12 protein-coding genes and 1 pseudogene are annotated in these 17,935 nt (G+C 62.8%); 9 read left to right on the top strand and 4 right to left on the bottom strand.

Features of this window, described 5'->3' with window-relative positions; translation table 11 throughout:
- Positions 1 to 100: 100 nt before the first annotated feature.
- The 4 genes from E4O92_RS16660 to E4O92_RS16675 are packed head-to-tail and all read right to left on the bottom strand — an operon-like array spanning position 101 to position 9,136.
- A complete protein-coding gene (locus tag E4O92_RS16660; RefSeq protein ID WP_135190856.1) occupies positions 101 to 1,564 on the bottom strand; it encodes an efflux transporter outer membrane subunit in 1,464 nt (487 codons plus the stop codon).
- Entirely contained in the window at positions 1,561 to 4,845 is a 3,285-nt protein-coding gene (locus tag E4O92_RS16665) for an efflux RND transporter permease subunit (RefSeq protein ID WP_135190855.1), read from the bottom strand. The genes E4O92_RS16660 and E4O92_RS16665 overlap by 4 nt, the downstream gene beginning before the upstream one ends.
- A complete protein-coding gene (locus E4O92_RS16670) occupies positions 4,842 to 7,940 on the bottom strand; it encodes an MdtB/MuxB family multidrug efflux RND transporter permease subunit (RefSeq protein ID WP_135190854.1) in 3,099 nt (1,032 codons plus the stop codon). The genes E4O92_RS16665 and E4O92_RS16670 overlap by 4 nt, the downstream gene beginning before the upstream one ends.
- On the bottom strand, positions 7,937 to 9,136 hold the full coding sequence (locus tag E4O92_RS16675) for an efflux RND transporter periplasmic adaptor subunit (protein WP_135190853.1): 1,200 nt from the start codon (positions 9,134 to 9,136) through the stop codon (positions 7,937 to 7,939). Before E4O92_RS16675 ends, E4O92_RS16670 begins: the two co-directional genes overlap by 4 nt.
- A 401-nt stretch (positions 9,137 to 9,537) precedes the next feature.
- On the opposite strand from E4O92_RS16675, the gene E4O92_RS16680 reads away from it, so the two are divergent.
- The 9 genes and pseudogenes from E4O92_RS16680 to E4O92_RS16720 all read left to right on the top strand — a co-directional run bounded on the left by E4O92_RS16680 (position 9,538) and on the right by E4O92_RS16720 (position 17,930).
- Positions 9,538 to 10,554, top strand: coding sequence for an urea transporter (locus E4O92_RS16680; RefSeq protein ID WP_167759815.1), 1,017 nt, complete (start codon positions 9,538 to 9,540; stop codon positions 10,552 to 10,554).
- Between the two features lie 20 nt (positions 10,555 to 10,574).
- On the top strand, positions 10,575 to 10,877 hold the full coding sequence (locus tag E4O92_RS16685) for an urease subunit gamma (protein ID WP_135190863.1): 303 nt from the start codon (positions 10,575 to 10,577) through the stop codon (positions 10,875 to 10,877).
- 16 nt (positions 10,878 to 10,893) lie between these two features.
- Positions 10,894 to 11,196, top strand: a pseudogene (gene ureB / locus E4O92_RS25220) (urease subunit beta); the annotation flags it as partial.
- Between the two features lie 197 nt (positions 11,197 to 11,393).
- Positions 11,394 to 13,112, top strand: a complete 1,719-nt coding sequence (gene ureC / locus E4O92_RS16695) for an urease subunit alpha (RefSeq protein ID WP_135190850.1) — start codon at positions 11,394 to 11,396, stop codon at positions 13,110 to 13,112.
- A 4-nt stretch (positions 13,113 to 13,116) separates the two neighbouring features.
- Positions 13,117 to 13,854, top strand: coding sequence for an urease accessory protein UreF (locus E4O92_RS16700; protein ID WP_135190849.1), 738 nt, complete (start codon positions 13,117 to 13,119; stop codon positions 13,852 to 13,854).
- A gap of 20 nt (positions 13,855 to 13,874) precedes the next feature.
- The gene (ureG, locus tag E4O92_RS16705; RefSeq protein WP_135190848.1) at positions 13,875 to 14,585 is read left to right on the top strand and encodes an urease accessory protein UreG; all 711 of its coding nucleotides are present in this window, start codon (positions 13,875 to 13,877) and stop codon (positions 14,583 to 14,585) included.
- 125 nt (positions 14,586 to 14,710) lie between these two features.
- Positions 14,711 to 15,529: an urease accessory protein UreD gene (locus E4O92_RS16710; RefSeq protein WP_135190847.1), complete on the top strand. Its 819-nt coding sequence runs from the start codon at positions 14,711 to 14,713 to the stop codon at positions 15,527 to 15,529.
- Positions 15,530 to 15,566: 37 nt separating this feature from the next.
- Entirely contained in the window at positions 15,567 to 16,622 is a 1,056-nt protein-coding gene (locus E4O92_RS16715; RefSeq protein WP_135190846.1) for a HoxN/HupN/NixA family nickel/cobalt transporter, read from the top strand.
- 240 nt (positions 16,623 to 16,862) lie between these two features.
- A complete protein-coding gene (locus tag E4O92_RS16720; RefSeq protein WP_135190845.1) occupies positions 16,863 to 17,930 on the top strand; it encodes a hypothetical protein in 1,068 nt (355 codons plus the stop codon).
- Positions 17,931 to 17,935: the final 5 nt, after the last annotated feature.

A 17,935-nucleotide genomic window follows, 5' to 3' on the forward strand; every position in this document is an offset into this window, starting at 1 on the left:
ACCTGTGCGCACGCGGTACGGTTGAGTAACGTTGGCGCTGGTATGCATACGTACAGCGTGCGCACAGGTGCGCACCCTACGCCTCCGGTAAGCATCTACGCTATCTTTTCATGCTCGATGTCAGCTGCGCGGCGGAGGGCAGTTGCCCCGCATGCCAGCCGCCGCCCAGGGCTTCGATCAGCGTGACGGTGGCGATCAGCTGGCTTCCGCGCACGGTCAGCGCCGCCTGCTCGTCGGATAGTTCAATGGCCTGCGCCGTGACCACGCTGGTATAGGGAACCGTGCCAGCCTTGTATTCGTTGATCGTCAGCACCACCGCCTGTTGTGACAGCCGCACGGCTTCCTGCTGCACGGCCGCTTCCTGCGCGAGGATGCGCAGCGCGGCCAACTGGTCTTCGACCTGCTGGAATGTGGTGAGAACCGTCTGCCGGTAGATCGCGACGTTTTGTTCGTAGATCGCCTGCGCCTGCTCCACTTGTGCACGCCGCAGGCCGGCGTCGAACAGGATTTGCGCGACCGACGCTCCCAGCGACCACAAGGCGCTGTCCGCATGCAGCAAGGTGCCGACGGTGGCGCTGGCAAAGCCGTAAGACGCGGATAGCGTGACACTGGGGTAGTAGGCCGCCAGCGCGACGCCTATCTGGGCGTTGGCCGCGATGATCGAATACTCGGCCGCCGCGATGGATGGATTGCGCTCCAGGAGCTTTGACGGCAGCCCGGTGGGAATCTCCGGCACCTGCACCGTCAGCGGCAGCGGCAGGGCGGCGATGGAAAATTCTGCGGGCGGCCTGCCGGTCAATACCGCGATGGCATGCTCCAGTTGTGTGCGCAGTACGTCGAGGTGGATGGCTTGCGCCTGCGTGGTTTTCAACTGCGTTTCTGCGGTCACGACATCGGCCCTGGCGACGGTGCCGGCGGCGTACTGGTTCTGCGTGATCTGCAGGGTCCTGGTGTAGGCGGCGATGGTTTGATCGAGCAGGCGCTTGATTTCGTCCTGGGTGCGCAGTTGGAAGTAGCTGCTGGCGAGCGTTGCCTGCGCCGAGAGCCGGGCGTTGGCCAGGTCGGCGGCGCTGACCTGGGCATTGGCGACCGACGCTTCGACCGTGCGCCGGATTCTTCCCCAGACGTCCAGTTCCCAGTTGGCGCCGACCGTGACGTCGTAACTGTTCCGGACCTGGCTGGGGCTGGCCGGATTATGCGCTTCCGAGCCGTTGCGCTGCGCGCCCGCGCCGGCGCTCAAGGTGGGGAACAGGCCCGCGCGCGCCGCTTCGACTGCGGCGCGGGCCTGGCGGAAGGCGGCTTCGGCGGCCTTGAGGTTCTGGTTGGAGACATCAACCTGCCGCATCAGCTGGTCCAGCACCGGGTCATGGTAGACCGACCACCAGGGTCCACGATCGTTTGTATCCTGCGGCTGGATATGCTTCCAGCCCGGCCGCTCCTTGTATGCGGCAGGTACCTCGACCGCAGGCCGCTTGTAGTCGGGGCCAACGGTGACGCAGGCGGACAGCAAGCCGGCGCACAGCACGGCCATCCCCGCCAGTTTGCCCGTAGACGCGCACTTCATCGGGGCGGCCCCCCGGCATGGTTTTGTGCGCGCTGGTTGCGCGCCTTGGAGAGGCGGTCGAGCAGCAGGTAGAGCGCCGGTGTGGTGTACAGCGTGAGCACCTGGCTCACCAGCAAGCCGCCGAACACGGAGATGCCGAGCGGCCGGCGCAATTCGGCGCCGTCGCCGGTGCCCAGCGCAAGCGGCAACGCGCCGAGCATGGCCACCATGGTGGTCATCATGATCGGGCGAAAGCGCAGCAGGCAGGCCTGGGTGATCGCCTCCAGCGCCGTCTTGTTTTCGGTACGCTCGGCCACGATGGCAAAGTCGATCATCATGATCGCATTCTTCTTCACGATCCCGATCAAGAGGATGACGCCGATCATGGCGATGACCGTGAAATCGACGCCGCACACCAGCAACGCCAGCAGCGCGCCGACGCCCGCCGAGGGCAGGGTCGACAGGATCGTGAGCGGATGGACGTAGCTTTCGTACAGGACGCCCAGCACCGCATACACGGCCAGCAGGGCGGTGAGGATCAGGATCGCTTCATTGTTCAGCGATTGCTGGAACACCTTGGCGGTGCCAGCAAAGCTGCCGTGGATGGACGGCGGGGCGCCGATGCGGCGCAGGGTTCGTTCGATCTCGGTTGTCGCGTCGCCCAGCGATTTGCCGATCGGCAGGTTGAAGGAAATGGTGGTGGCGGCAAACAGGCCCTGGTGGTTGACCGCCAGCGGCGTGGTGCCGGGCGCGAATTGCGCGAATGCGCGCAGCGGCACCATGGTTTCAGCCGCGGTGCTCACGGCAGCGCCGGTCGAGGTGGCGCCCTTGGTCGTGTTGGCCAGCGCGTTGAGCGCGAGATTGCGGGCAGCGTCATTGGCCACCGCGCTTGCGGTCGGCGCGTTGCTGGCAGTCCTGGCGCCATTGGACGGCGCGACGTAAGTCCCGGCGACGGCATTGGTCGACTGGCTTCCCCTGACCGCCGCGCCCGAGGTGCTGACATAGATCTGGTTCAACGTCTGCGGGTCCTGCCAGAACTCCGGCGCCACTTCCATCACCACATGGTATTGATTGAGCGGGTTGTAGATGGTGGAAACGTCACGCTGGCCGAAGGCATCATAGAGCGTGTTGTCTATCGTGCTGGGCAACAGGCCAAAGCGGGAAGCGGTCGCGCGGTCGATGGTCAGCCGGGTTTCCAGCCCTTTGTCCTGCTGGTCGGAGCTGACGTCGGTCAGTTGCGGGTTGTGCTGCAGCGCGGCCAGCAGGCGCGGCGCCCAGGTGCGCAAATCTTCGAGGTTGTCGGACTGCAGCGTGTACTGGAACTGGGCGTTGCTCGGCCGTCCGCCGACGCGAATGTCCTGCACGGACTGGAGGTACAAGGTGGCGCCCGGCACCTGCGCCAGTTTGCCGCGCAGCCGGGCGATGATCTGCTCGGCCGAATGTTTGCGCTCCGAGAGCGGCTTGAGTGCGACAAACATGAAACCGGCATTGGTTTGCCCGCCGCCGATGAAGCCGACCACGCTGACGACTGCAGGATCGCTCTTGACACGTTCGACGAAGGCAACCAGTTTTTGCTGCATGAGCTGGAACGAGACGCTCTGGTCGGCCTGGATCATGCCGATCAGGCGGCCGGTGTCTTGCTGCGGAAAGAAGCTTTTCGGCACCACGATATACAGCAGGATATTCAGGCCTATAACCGCCAGCAAAAGTGCGGCCATGATCCGCGCATGGCGCAGCGCCCAGTGCAGCGTGCGTGCGTAAAACGCGTGCATCGAGTCGAAACCGCGTTCGAACCAAAGCAGCAGGCGGGTTTTTCGCTGTTCGGACGCAGGGCGCAGCAGGTTGGCGCACATGGTGGGCGTGGTGGACAGCGAAATGGCCAGCGACACCAGAATCGCGATCGACAGTGTCACCGCGAATTCGCGGAACAGGCGGCCGATGATGCCGCCCATGAGCAGGATCGGGAGGAACACGGCGATCAGCGACAGGCTCATCGACAGCACGGTAAAGCCGACCTCGCGCGCGCCCAGCAGCGCGGCTTGCGCGCGCGGCATGCCGCCTTCGATGTGGCGCGTGATGTTTTCCGTGACCACGATCGCGTCATCGACCACGAAGCCGGTGGCAATCGTAAGCGCCATCAGGGAGAGGTTATCCAGGCTGTAGCCGAGCAGGTACATGCCGCCGAAGGTGCCGATCAGGGACACGGGAACGGCAACCCCAGGGATCACGGTGGCGCGCACATTGCGCAGGAAGATAAAGACCACCAGGATGACCAGGCCCATGGAAATGAGCAGCGTGCGCTCGACTTCCTTGAGCGAGGCCCGGATGGTGGGCGTGCGGTCCATCGCCACCGAGAGATCGATCGCGCTGGGGATCGATGCCTTCAGTTGCGGCATCAGCGCCATGACGCGGTCGACGGTGGCGATGATATTGGCGCCCGGCGCCCGGTAGAGGATGAGCAGCACCGATGGCCGTCCGTTGAACATGCCCAGGTTGCGCAGGTCCTCCACCGATTCGTTGACCTGGGCGACATCGGCGAGGCGCACCGGCCGGTTATTGCGGTAGGCGATCACCAGCGGCAGGTAGTCCTTGGCGGTCCTGGCCTGGTCGTTGGAATAGAGCTGGAAGCGGCGGTCGGCCTCTTCGATCGCGCCCTTGGGGCTGTTGGCATTGGCCGACGCCAGTGCGGCCCGCACGTCTTCCAGGCCAATGCCGTACTTGAACAGCGCACGGGGATTGAGTTCGGCCCGCACCGCCGGCAGCGAACTGCCGCCCACGTTTACCTGGCCGATGCCGTCCACCTGCGACAGCTTTTGCTGCAGGACGGTGGAGGCGGCGTCGTACAGCTGTCCCTGTTTCAGGGTGGGGGACGTCAGCGCCAGGATCAGGATCGGCGCATCGGCCGGGTTCACCTTGCGGTAGGTGGGATTGCTGCGCAGGGTGGTGGGCAGGTCGGCGTGCGCCGCGTTGATGGCGGCCTGCACGTCGCGCGCCGCGCCGTCGATGTTACGATTAATGCCGAATTGCAGGATGATGCGGGTCGCGCCGACCGAGCTGGAGGAAGTCATCTCGGACACGTCGGCGATCTGGCCCAGACGATGTTCCAGCGGACCGGCCACGCTGGTGGCCATGGTTTCGGGACTGGCGCCGGCCATCGTGGCCTGCACCATGATGGTCGGGAAGTCCACCTGCGGCAAGGGCGACACCGGCAGCAGGAAGAACGCAATGGCGCCCGCCAGCGCCAGGCCCAGGGTCAAGAGCGTGGTGGCCACCGGCCGGTGGATGAACAGGGAAGGGTTCATGGCCTGCCCGGTGCCCGGCCCTGCTGGCGCCGCTGGATGCGGCGCGCCAGGTTATCGAACGCCAGGTAGATCACCGGCGTTGTGAACAGCGTCAGCGCCTGGCTGACGATCAGGCCGCCGACGATGGACAGGCCCAGCGGATTGCGCAGTTCGGAACCGGTGCCGGTGCCGAGCATGAGCGGCAGGCCGGCGAACAACGCGGCCATGGTGGTCATCATGATCGGGCGAAAACGCACCAGGCAGGCTTGATGGATCGCCTCGCGCGCCGGCTTGCCTTCATTGCGCTCGGCCTCCAGCGCGAAGTCGACCATCATGATGCCGTTCTTCTTGACGATGCCGATCAACAGGATGATGCCGATGATGCCGACGATGTCCAGGTCCTTGCCGGCCAGGATCAGCGCCAGCAGGGCGCCGATGCCGGCGGACGGCAGCGTCGACAGGATCGTGATCGGGTGAATGTAGCTCTCGTACAGAATGCCGAGCACGATGTACACGGTGACCAGCGCCGCCACGATCAGCAGCACCTCGTTGCCGAGCACGTTCTGGAATTCCAGCGCCGCGCCCTGGAAGGCAGTCATGATGCTGGGCGGCATGGAGATGTCCTTCTCGGCCTTCAAGATCGCCGCCACCGCGCCGCTCAAAGCCGCGCCGGGGGCCAGGTTGAAGGAAATCGCGGCGGACGGAAACTGGCCGAGATGGTTGATCATCAGCGGCGCTTTCTGCACATGGAAGCTGGCGATCGCCGACAGCGGCACCACACCGCCGCCGGCGGTCGGCAGGTAGATCGACGACAGCGATTGCAGCGAGCGCTGCATCTTGGGCAGCAATTCCAGGATCACCCGGTACTGGTTCGATTGGGTGAAGATGGTGGAGACGATGCGCTGGCCGAACGCGTCGTAGAGCGCGTTGTCCACGGTCGCGAGCGTAATGCCCAGGCGCCCCGCGGTATCGCGGTCAACCTGGATGAAGGACGAAAGCCCTTGTTGCGCCAGGTTGCTGACCACGCCTTCCAGCTGCGGCTCCTGCGCCAGCCTTGCCACCAGGCGTGGCGTCCATTCCGCCAGCTCGTCCGGATTGGTGTCTTCCAGCACGAACTGGTATTGCGTGCGGCTGACGGCCGCGTTGATGGTCAGGTCCTGCACCGGCTGCATGTAGAGCGCGATGCCGGGCACGCTGGCCACTAGCTTTTGCACGCGCCGGATAATCTCGGTGGCGTTCACCGATCGCTCTTCGCGCGGCTTCAGATTGATCATCAGGCGGCCAGTGTTGGGCGTCATGTTGGTGCCGTCCACGCCAATGAAGGAGGACAGGCTTTGCACGTCGGGATCACGCAGCACGGCGGCCGCCAGGCTTTGCTGGCGCTGGCTCATCGCCTCGTACGAAATCGTCTGGGCGGCGTCGGAGATTCCCTGGACCTGGCCGGTATCCTGGACCGGGAAGAAGCCCTTGGGGATGAAGGCGTAAAGAAAACCCGCCAGCAGGAAGGCGGCCACGGCGACCACCAGCGTCAGGCCCGAGTGGTCGAGCACCCAGGTCAGCGAGCGGTCGTACCAGGCAATGGCGGCATCGAACAGGCGCTGGCTGTGGCGCTCCAGCGCGTTTTGTTCCTTCGCCGAGCGGTGGTGCAGCATCTTGGCGCACATCATCGGCACCAGCGTCAGCGAGACCACCGCCGAAATCAGGATCGTCACCGCCAGCGTGATCGCGAATTCGCGGAACAGGCGCCCCACCACGCCGCCCATGAACAGCAGGGGGATCAACACCGCGACCAGCGAGATGGTCAGCGAAATGATGGTGAAGCCGATCTGCGCCGCGCCTTTCAAAGCCGCTTGCAGCGGCGGCTCGCCCTGTTCGACGTAGCGTGCGATGTTCTCGATCATCACGATCGCGTCGTCCACTACGAAACCGGTGGCAATGGTGAGCGCCATGAGCGACAGGTTATTCAGGCTAAAGCCGGCCAGGTACATGACGCCGAAGGTGCCCACCAGCGACAGCGGCACCGACAGGCTGGGGATGATGGTCGCCGGAATATTGCGCAGGAACAGGAAGATCACCAGCACGACGAGGCCGATTGACAGCATCAGCTCGAACTGGACGTCGCGCACCGAGGCGCGGATGGTGTTGGTGCGGTCGGTCAGCACGCCCAAATTGATGGCGGCAGGCATGCTGGTGGTCAGGCTGGGCAGCAGTTCCTTGATCCGGTCCACTACCTGGATCACGTTGGCGCCGGGCTGGCGCTGGACGTTCAGGATGATCGCCGGCGTTTTGTTCATCCATGCCGCCAGCCGATTATTTTCGGCGCCGCTGACCACCTGCGCCACGTCGGACAGGCGCACCGGCGCGCCGTTCTTGTAGGCGATCACGATGTCCTTGTATTCCTCGGCGCTCGTCAACTGATCGTTGGAATTGACGGTGTAGGAACGCGACGGGCCGTCGAAATTGCCCTTGGGCGTGTTGACGTTCTGGTTGCCGATGATGGTGCGCAGGTCGTCGATGTTCAGGCCGTATGCCGCCAGCGCCGGCAGGTTGACCTGGATGCGCACCGCCGGCCGCTGGCCGCCGTTGATGCTGACCAGGCCCACGCCCGGCAATTGCGAAATCTTTTGCGCGAGGCGCGTATCGGCCAGGTCTTCGATCTGGGGCAGCGGGATGGTTTTCGACGTCACGCCCAGCGTGAGCACCGGCGCGTCGGCCGGGTTGACCTTGGCATAGATCGGCGGCGCCGGCAAATCCGACGGCAACAGGTTGCCCGCGGCGTTGATCGCTGCCTGGACCTCCTGCTCGGCAACGTCAAGGCTCAGGTCGAGATTGAACTGCAGCGTGATGACCGAGGCGCCGGCCGAATTGGTGGACGACATCTGGTTCAGGCTCGGCATCTGGCCGAACTGGCGCTCCAGCGGCGCCGTCACCGAGGACGTCATCACTTCCGGGCTGGCCCCCGGATAGAAGGTCTGCACCTGGATGGTAGGGTAGTCGACCTCGGGCAAGGCCGACAGCGGCAGGTAGCGGTAGGCGATGATGCCAGAGATAAAAATCGCTGCCATCAGCAGCGAGGTGGCGACCGGCCGCAGGATGAACAGGCGTGACGGGCTCATCTGGGGTGTCCCGCGGCGGCAGGCGCGCCGGGCAGCGTGATCTTGGCACCGTCGCGCAGCTTGTCGGTGCCGTCCACCACGACCTTGTCGCCAGCCTTGAGCCCAGACAGCACCGCCACGCGTTCGCCGTTCACCGGGCCGGTTTTGACCACTTGCATCTTCACGGTATTGCCGGGCTGGACCACGTAGACGAAGTCCCCCGGCGTGCCATGCTGGATGGCGGCGATGGGGGCAATGACCGTGTTGCGCAGCATATCCACCAGCAATTCGACATTCACGAATTGGTTGGGAAACAGGATCTTGTCGGAATTATCGAACATCGCGCGCAGCTGCACGGTGCCGGTACTGGTATTGATCTGGCTGTCGGTGCTGACCAGCTTGCCGGTGGCGAGCAGCCGGTAGCCAACGCGGTCGAACGCCTTTACCTGGAGCACAATCCCTTGCCGGAAGCGCTGCCACACTTGCGGCAACTGGTCTTCAGGAATGGTGAACAGCACCGAGATCGGCTGCAGCTCGGTGATCACGACGATGCCGGTGGTGTTGCTGGTCTGGACGAAATTGCCGACATCGACCTGGCGTATGCCGACCAGGCCCGTGACCGGCGCGACGATATGGCAATAGGCAATGTTCAGGCGATCGGCGGCGACCAGTCCCTGATCCGTGCGTACCGTTCCCTCGGCCTGGCGGACGGTGAATACCTGGTCTTCGAATTGCTGGCGGGCGATCGAATCCTGTTGGTACAGTTGCTGGTAGCGGGCCAGGTCGACACGGGCCGCGGCGAGGATCGCCGTGTCGCGCGCCAGTTGGCCCAGATGCTGTTCCAGCGACGCTTCATAAGGCCGCGGGTCGATTTGTGCAAGAAAATCCCCCTGGTGGATGATCTGCCCTTCCTGAAAGCCGATGCGCTGCAACTGGCCATTAATCTGCGTCATGACCGTGACGGTCGCCAGCGGCGTCACCGTGCCCAATGCGTTCAGGTTGACTTCGATGTCACCTAGCTGGACCGTAGCGGCAGAGACCGCGATCGGCGCGGCGGGCGGGCGGCGATTGCGCGAGGCCTGGCGCGTCTGCAGGATCCAGGCGAGCCCGGCAACGATCAGCAGGCCCAGAACAATCCAGCCGACATGCAGGCGTTTGCGCCGGCGAGTAGTCCCGGTTGGCTTGACAACCGGCCGATCCTCGGTCTCTCCGTCCATGATCCTCGGTCTCTCCGTCCATGATCCTCGGATGCCAGAGACAATTCCTCAATGTGCATTGAGCCGGGCAGCAGCGAGCGCACTACACGTGAGCGCACTACACGTCGTTCCCGCCTGCGCGGGAACGACGGGGCGGCTTTGTTGTTCCGGCCGGGCGACGCGCGGCCGGGCTGCTTTGGCCCGCGTACGTCAAGCTTTTTTGAGCCACGAACACTGTGGAAAATCCCCGCGAATTGAAACGAAGTGTAGCGTACTGTCGCAAGGCCAGCGGGGGAGGGGAGAACTTGGACGGAACGAACCCGATACTGGCCGGTCGAAGTGTTTGATGTCTTTTGGCCACCTTGGCTTTCACGCTGAGTGCAGTGGAGTAAGCTGCCAGCGCGGACAAGCGGATGTTTCAAATGCGATCAGCGCCCGCGGTACGTTTCGCCGTTTATGTCTTGCGCGGCATTGGCCAAGTGATGTTGCAAGACAATTTCATTACGGGTTTCCTTTTCCTCGTCGGCATTTTCGTCAGCAGCTGGGTTTCGGGGCTTTACGCGCTACTTGGCACGGTGGTCTCGACGTGGACGGCGATCTTTCTCAAGGCGCCTGCAAATGAGGTGGATGCCGGCATCTATGGATTTAATGGCACCCTCACCGGATTGGCGCTGGCAGCTTATCTGTCGCATGGCATCGCCCTGATAGTATTCGTCATTATCGCTTCCATGTTTGTTGCGCTCACCACCGCCGCCATCAGGCACATTGCCGGTCCGCGGGGGCACGCACTCACCGCGCCGTTTGTGATCACCACATGGATTTTCCTGGGCGCCCTGATTGTCTACCTGGGATTGCCAAATGCGGGAGCGGCAGAGCCGCTGCAGCAACCAAGCTATGCCGCGGCGCTTACCAGATTAAGCGCGCTTGACGTGATCCTGGGCATCCTGAACGGCCCGGCGCAAGTGATGCTGCAGGAAAACCCCTGGACCGGCGCCATCTTTCTGGTCGCCATTGCGTTCAATTCCCGCGTCTCGTGTCTTGCCGCCTTGCTCGGCAGTGCGATCGGGGTCGGGGTTGGCTGGTACATGGGCGGCACGCCCCACTCCATCCACCAGGGGCTGTTTGGGTTCAACGGGGTGCTGACAGCTATTGTGCTCGGCGGCATTCTTTTCCTGCTTAACCGCACCACGGTCTTGCTGACGGTCCTGGGCGTGTACGTGTCCACCGTGCTCTTCGGCAGCCTCGTCGTCATTCTCAAGCCGCTTGCCCTGCCTGCGCTGACGGCGCCGTTTGTTCTCGTCACCTGGGTATATGTGCTTGCCTGTGCCAAGTTTCCCCGGCTGGCCTCGCTCGTTGTCGTGAGTCCCGGTACGCCGGAAGGGAACCTGAGGGCGGCACGGGACCCATTGGTAGAAAAGGAACAAGGAGAAGTGCCATGACCACACGCAACATCTCTTCCCTGATGCTGACGCCGCGCGAAACTGAAAAGCTCGTCATCTACCAGGTGGCTGAACTGGCGCGGCGGCGCAAGGGGCGCGGCCTCAAGCTCAACTACGCCGAGGCCATCGCCCTGATTTGCGAAGCCTTGCTCGAGGCAGCGCGGGACGGCAAGACGTTCGCCGAGACGGTCGCCATCGGCAAGCAGGTGCTCACGCGCGCGGACGTGATGGACGGGGTGCCGGAAATGGTCCATCTGGTTCAGGTCGAGGCCACGTTCAAGACCGGGACGCAGCTCATTTCCGTCCCCGATCCGATTCCCTAGGAATGGAGGTGCAACCATGAATCCAGGTGAGTGGCTGTTATCCAACGAGCCGGTCGAGATCAACCGGGGCCGAAGGACATGCACCCTGAAGGTGCGCAATACCGGCGACCGTCCTATCCAGATCGGTTCGCATTTCCACTTTTTCGAGGCCAATCGCGCGCTCGACTTCGACCGGCCGTCGGCGATGGGCATGCACTTGAATTTGCCAGGAGGACTGGCGGTGCGCTTTGAACCCGGGGATGAAAAAGAGGTGGAACTGGTCGAGTTCAGCGGAGCCAAGCGTGTCGTCGGCTTTAACAACCTGGTCGACGGCGGGCTGACCGCGCACTGGACCGTCAAGCTGGCGTTGGCGCGGGCACGGGAGCTCGAATTCCTGGGCATGCCTGCCCCCCCGTACGACGTCTCGGGCATCGTGCGCAACCTGGGCGGAACAGGGGAGGGGATTCCAGGCGCCAGGCAGCCCAAGGCGAAAAGCGAGCAGGAGAATAAGACGGAAAACCAGCAGGAGCCCAAATCATGAAAACCATCCCGCGCCAACAATATGTCGACCTTTACGGTCCGACTGTGGGCGACCGCTTCCGGCTCGCCGACACGGAACTGATCTGCCAGGTGGAACGCAGCCTGCTGACGCCGGGCGAGGAGTCCGTCTACGGCGGCGGCAAAGTGATACGCGACGGCATGGCGCAGACACCCGGCGTGCGCAATGACGATGGCGCGCTGGACATGGTCATCACCTCCGTGATCGTGATGGATCCGGTGCTGGGCATCCTCAAGGCCGATATCGGCATCAAGGACGGGCGGATTGCCGGTATCGGTAAATCGGGCAACCCGCACCTGATGGACGGCGTCGATCCGCACATGGTGATCGGCGGGGGAACCGAAGTGATCGCTGGCGAAGGAATGGTGGCCACAGCCGGCCTGATCGATACGCATATCCATTTCCTGACTGCGGCACAGGCCTACCATGGCCTCTCCAACGGCGTGACCACCCTCATCGGCGGCGGGACAGGCCCCACCGACGGATCGCTGGGGGTGAGCGCGACGCCCGGGCCATGGAATTTGTCGCGCATGCTGGAGGCGAGCGAATCGATGCCGGTCAATATCGGCTTCCTGGGGAAAGGCAACAGCAGCTTGCCCGGCACCCTGCACGAGCAGATCGAGGCAGGTGCATGCGGGCTGAAGGTGCACGAAGACTACGGCTCGACGATGGCGGCGATCGACTGCGCCTTGCGCGTGGCCACCCAATATGACGTGCAGGTGGCAATTCATACCGATACGCTCAACGAGTGCGGCTACCTCGCCGACACCATCAGCGCCATCGACGGGCGCACCATGCACACCTTCCACACCGAGGGCGCCGGTGGTGGCCACGCTCCGGACATCATGGCCATTGCCGGTTTGCCCAACATCCTGCCGGCCTCCACCAACCCGACCAAGCCGTTCACGACCGACACCGTCGAGAACCTGTATTGGATGACCATTGTGTGTCATCACCTTAACCCGCACAACCCGGAGGATGTCGCGTTTGCCCAGAGCCGGATTCGTGCCGAGACGATCGCCGCCGAGGATGTGTTGCAGGATATCGGCGCGCTCAGTATGTTCTCCTCCGATTCCCAGGCGATGGGGCGGATCGGCGAGACCTTCATCCGCGCCTTCCAGACCGCCGACAAGATGAAGCGCCAGACCGGCAAGCTGCCGGAGGATGCGGCCGACAACGATAACTTCCGGGTGCTGCGCTATCTCGCCAAGCTCACCATCAATCCGGCCATTGCACACGGCTTCTCGGAGCACCTGGGTTCTCTTGAAATAGGAAAAATTGCCGACATCGTGCTGTGGCCGACGAGTATGTTTGCCGTGAAGCCCAAGCTGGTGGTCAAGGGGGGCATGATCAACTGGGGCATCATGGGGGACCCGAACGCGTCGATTTTGCCGCCGGAACCGGTGCTGTACCGGCCGATGTTCGGGGCCGATGGACTGGCTGCGAAGCATACCTGCTTCACCATCATGTCGCGGGCAGCCATCGAGCGCGGCGTGCCGGAAAAGCTTCACATGGAACGGCGCATTATCCCCGTCGTCAATACGCGCACCCTCGAGAAGCACGACATGGTGCGCAACCGTGCATTGCCACACATTGAAGTCGATCCCGAAACTTATCAGGTGTACGTCGATGGCAAGCGCATCACCGTGCCGCCCGTGAGTGAAGTGTCGCTCGGTCAACGCTATTTCATCGTGTGAGCGCATGGAGGAATCTTCCGCAGGAACCGCGATGCCGCTCCAGGCCGCCGCCGGCATGGACCTCACCGCATTCCTCGGCAGCCTGCAACTTGCCGACTCGCTCTTCCCAAGCGGACTCTATACGCTGTCCCATGGGCTCGAATCCTTTGCCCAGGCCGGGTTGCTCAAACCGGCCAGGCTCGAAGCCTTGCTGACCGATTATCTGCGCCATGGGGTGGGCCCGTCCGATGGCGCTGCACTCGCTTGTGCCCATCGCGCGGCGCAAACGGGAGATCTTGATATCGCGGTGCAGGCCGACTTGCGGCTTAGCGCAATAAAACTGCCACGCGAGGCGCGCACCAACTCGCAACGCACGGGCCGGCAGTTGCTCAAGACTGCGAGCGGAATATTCGGTGGCGCCACATTGCTGACCTATGGCGGGATTACCGAGCGCGGGGAGGCGCCCTGCAATCACGCCATCGCCCTGGGCCTGACCATGGCACAGTTGGGGATCGACCGCGAGCATGCCGTGGCGGGCGAGTTGTATGCCTTTGCCGCCAGCGCAGTCGGTTCCGCCGTGCGTCTCGCGGTGATCGACCATCACTTTGCCCAAGTGGTACTGGCCGCCCTCAAGCCAGTCATTGTGCAGAGTGCGCGTCTCCAATGTCTAAGCAATATCGAGGACATCGCCAGCAGCACCCCGCTGATCGACATCATGGCCATGCAGCACGAACGCGCCGAGGTGCGCTTGTTCGTCAGCTGAGTTTATCCGGGAGACATACCATGAATTACGAGTTGCACGAACATGCGCACCATCACGATCACCCGCATGTGCATCCTCCCGTGGGAGAACAAGCGATACGCCGGGGCAGCGGCGCGGTGCCGTGCATCGGCGTGGGCGGCCCGGTCGGCTCGGGCAAGACGGCACTGATCGAAGCGCTGGTGCCCATACTCCTGCAACGGGGCCACCGGCCCATCGTCATCACAAACGACATCTTTGTCGGCGAGGACGCCAGGCATGTAAAACGTACGCTGGCGGGCGTGCTGGACCCGGAGCGGGTGATGGGTGTGGAAACCGGATCGTGCCCGCACACGGCAGTGCGCGACGACCCGACCATGAATCTCGCGGCAATGGAGGAAATGACCCAACGCTTTCCGGACGCCGACCTCGTGCTGCTCGAAAGCGGCGGGGACAACCTGACGCTGACATTCAGCCCGGCGTTGGCTGACTACTTCATCTTCGTGATCGACGTGGCGGAGGGCGACAAGATTCCCCGCAAGCGCGGGCCGGGCATCACCCACTCGGATCTTCTGGTAATCAACAAGATCGACCTGGCACCGTACGTCCGTGCCAGCGTGGAAGTGATGGAGCGCGACGCGCGGCAGGTGCGTGAGGGCAGGCCATTTGTGTTGACCAATTGCCTGACAGGCCAAGGTGTGGAGGAGGTGGCCGATCACATTGTCAGCCACATTGCTGCAAGGCCGGCTGCTTGAGCGCGATACCGAACTTGCCGCGAAGCGATTCGCGCTGGTACACCCCTGACCACTTGCCGCCGGAAATACTCGCGTACGACGCGCCGCAATCGCGCGTCTACGTGGGCGGGGCAGGGAAGGTGGGCTTGCTCGAACTTGAGTTCGCGGAGTTGGACGGCGCAACGCGGGTGGTGCGCCAGTTTCAGCAGTTGCCGCTGTATATCTTCCATCCACTTTACGTCGATCCCGGGCGGCCGGGCATGGCATTCATCTACATGCTGCAATCGGGCGAAGGCATCGTCCAGGGCGACCGCTACCGGCTGGACTTGAATTGTGCACCGGGAACGGCGGTGCACTTCACGACCCAGGCGGCCACTAAAATCTTCCACATGGAGGACAACTTTGCGACCCAGATCGTGAATCTGACGGTCGGCGCCGGCGCATTTGTCGAATACCTGCCGGACCCGGTCATCCCATTCAGAGACTCGCGCTTCTACCAGCGGCTGCATCTCACGATCGCTCCGGACGCCAGCGGAATCCTTGGGGAAATTCTGCTACCCGGCCGCGTCGCTCGGGACGAGGTGCTCGAATACGCGCTCTATTACACGGACCTTGAGGCGCGCACACCGGATGGGCGACTGCTCTTTGCCGATCGCCTTAAGCTGGCCCGCGACAGTGCCTTTCCAGGATCGCCCGGCTTGCTTGGCTCATATGGCGTGTTCGCGTCGCTGTATGTCGTCACCCGCACATGCGCCGCCAAGGCATTGGTCGATCGCCTGCACGATTGCGTCGCCGCGCTGCCGGAAGTGCTCGCCGGCGCCAGTGAATTACCGAACGGCTGTGGCGCTTCCGTACGCCTCCTCGGCCAAACTTCCGCCGCAGTCGGTGCCGCCATGCATCGCCTCTGGAATGAAGCCCGGCTCTCGTTGCTGGGCTTGCCGGCTCCAGATCTTCGCAAGCATTAAACGTCCTGAGATGTCAGAAAGGCTCTACGGGGTCTCGATGATTTTCGAATTTGCCCAAATCTTCAATAGGTCGAACACAGGCGTGCGCTTCAGGCTGTTGGGCACGCTTGGAATATTGATTGCGTTTAATGTTCTGGCATGGGTCTGGGCCCTGATCGCGTTCCGTGACCGCCCGATACTGCTCTCCACGGCACTGCTGGCCTACGGCTTCGGCCTGCGCCATGCCGTCGATGCCGACCACATCGCCGCGATTGACAACGTGACCCGCAAGCTGATGCAGGAAAAAAAGCGGCCGGTCGCAGTCGGATTTTTCTTTTCCCTGGGCCACTCGACTGTCGTCATGCTGGCGTCGCTCGCCATCGTTGCCGCGATATCCGCGATGGGCGCGCATTTCGAACAATTCCGGGAGATCGGCAGGGTTACCGGAACCCTGGTCTCGGCCTTGTTCCTGTTTGCGATTGCCCTCATGAACCTGATTATTCTGAGATCAATCTATCGAACATGGAACCATGTCAGGAATGGCGACGCCTACGTTGACGATGATTTCGACCTGCTGTTGGCAGGCCGGGGTTTCGTCACACGCCTGTTCCGGCCGCTGTTCCAGGTCATCACCCGAAGTTGGCACATGTATCCCTTGGGGTTTCTATTCGGCCTGGGATTCGACACCGCGACGGAAATCGGCCTGCTCGGCATTGCCGCCACCCAGACATCGCAAGGGCTGTCGCCATGGACGGTCATGGTATTCCCGGTATTGTTCGGCGCCGGCATGTCCCTGGTCGACACGCTGGACGGGCAATTGATGCTCGGCGCTTATGGCTGGGCGTACTTGAAGCCGATTCGCAAGATCTACTACAACATGGCGATCACGCTGGTGTCGGTGATCGTCGCCGTTGTGATCGGCTGTATCGAGACACTTGGACTGCTCGCCGATCAATTACAGCTGCGCGGCCCGGTTTGGAATGCTATCGGAGCCTTGAACGACAATTTCGGCATGCTCGGCTACGTCGTTATCGGCATCTTTGCCCTGAGCTGGGCGGCATCGGTTCTGATTTACCGGGCCAAGCGTTTCGATGAGTTGAAAGTGGGCCGCTGATAAATATTGAATGTTGCTTAAGTGAATGTCATGTTGCTTGACTGAATGTTACCTTCTGCCGCAGAATGGCCAGTTCGACAACTCAGGGACTGCCATAAAGAAGAGCGCGCCCCCGTTGGTTTGAACAAATTCGTTCATGCCTGCCTCTACTCATTTGATGCGTCTATGGTTCTCACACAGAATCATTTGCCACACGTTTTTCTGGATCGAGCCAAACCAAACCACAACAAGGAGACCCCGATGTTCGCACTTCGTACCCTATCCCTGGCGGGCGGCGCTGCGCTGACCGCCTTTGTTCTGACAGTCGTCCCGCGTGCACCGGCCCATGCCGCGCCCGCAGCACCGGCCACGCTGTCCTGCCCGACGAGCACCACCCTGGAAGCGCTGGTGGACTGCATTTCGAACCAGATGCCACAGCACGATTCAAACGGTTACGTGGCGCCGAGCGCCACCGAGGCGGCCGACTTCGCCCAGGTGGTAACGTCGATGCTCGAAGGGAACTGCGCGCTGTCGCTGCCCGCGAGCATCAGCGCGAACATGGCCATCCGTAGCTTCACCGACAGTTCCGACAACCGTTCCTATTGCGTGCTGATGGAAGTGAAGAGTTCGGTCACGAGCGGCGTTGTCGACAAGGGCTGGGGTACCTTCATCACCTACAACGCCGGCACGCGCAGGATCAGCCATCACGCGCCGCATCCGAAATTCGATACCAGCACTACCGGCGCTTCCGAGGGCGATGCCTACTCGCAGCGTGAAGCGGTGCGCATCTTCAAGAAAACCGATTCGCGCAGCTTCCTCATGGCGGGCGCGCGCCGCAGCGCCAACCTGATCGACAGCACTTGCCAGAGCGGCAATTGGGAGGCCGACTGCTCGCACAACACCAACAACATGTTTTACGCGGCCAATGTGGCGCTCAACAATTTCTACACAGCGCGGTCGGAAGACTGGACCGCCATCGAATGGCATGCCAAGGCCGCGTCGACCTGCAGCAACGACATCTTCATGAGCCCGGGCCGCAACACAAAGCCAGCGGTCGGCTCGAAGCTCGCCTTGCTCAAGGCGGCGATCGAAACGCAGAAACCGGCCTGGGTCGTGGAAACGACGGGCGGCACCAGCAGCTGTTCGCTGACCGCCACGACCAATACGGTCGGACGCATGCTCAATGGTGTGACAAGTAACGTCTGCAATACGGCTGCCACGACGACATCCGGCAAGTTCATTCATATCGAACAGACCACGGGCCTGCTCGCCACCCTGGACGCCACCGCCACCGCGTGGGCAAACGCGGTCGTCTCCGCCTTCCCGTAAGCGTT

Source organism: Massilia horti (assembly GCF_004614195.1).
Lineage (GTDB): Bacteria > Pseudomonadota > Gammaproteobacteria > Burkholderiales > Burkholderiaceae_D > Telluria > Telluria horti.

Coding starts and splice junctions, on each gene's coding strand:
- E4O92_RS16660 (WP_135190856.1), bottom strand. CDS start 1,564: ATGAAGTGCGCGTCTACGGGCAAACTGGCGGGGATGGCCGTGCTGTGC.
- E4O92_RS16665 (WP_135190855.1), bottom strand. CDS start 4,845: ATGAACCCTTCCCTGTTCATCCACCGGCCGGTGGCCACCACGCTCTTG.
- E4O92_RS16670 (WP_135190854.1), bottom strand. CDS start 7,940: ATGAGCCCGTCACGCCTGTTCATCCTGCGGCCGGTCGCCACCTCGCTG.
- E4O92_RS16675 (WP_135190853.1), bottom strand. CDS start 9,136: ATGGACGGAGAGACCGAGGATCGGCCGGTTGTCAAGCCAACCGGGACT.
- E4O92_RS16680 (WP_167759815.1), top strand. CDS start 9,538: ATGCGATCAGCGCCCGCGGTACGTTTCGCCGTTTATGTCTTGCGCGGC.
- ureC (WP_135190850.1), top strand. CDS start 11,394: ATGAAAACCATCCCGCGCCAACAATATGTCGACCTTTACGGTCCGACT.
- E4O92_RS16700 (WP_135190849.1), top strand. CDS start 13,117: ATGGAGGAATCTTCCGCAGGAACCGCGATGCCGCTCCAGGCCGCCGCC.
- ureG (WP_135190848.1), top strand. CDS start 13,875: ATGAATTACGAGTTGCACGAACATGCGCACCATCACGATCACCCGCAT.
- E4O92_RS16715 (WP_135190846.1), top strand. CDS start 15,567: ATGATTTTCGAATTTGCCCAAATCTTCAATAGGTCGAACACAGGCGTG.
- E4O92_RS16720 (WP_135190845.1), top strand. CDS start 16,863: ATGTTCGCACTTCGTACCCTATCCCTGGCGGGCGGCGCTGCGCTGACC.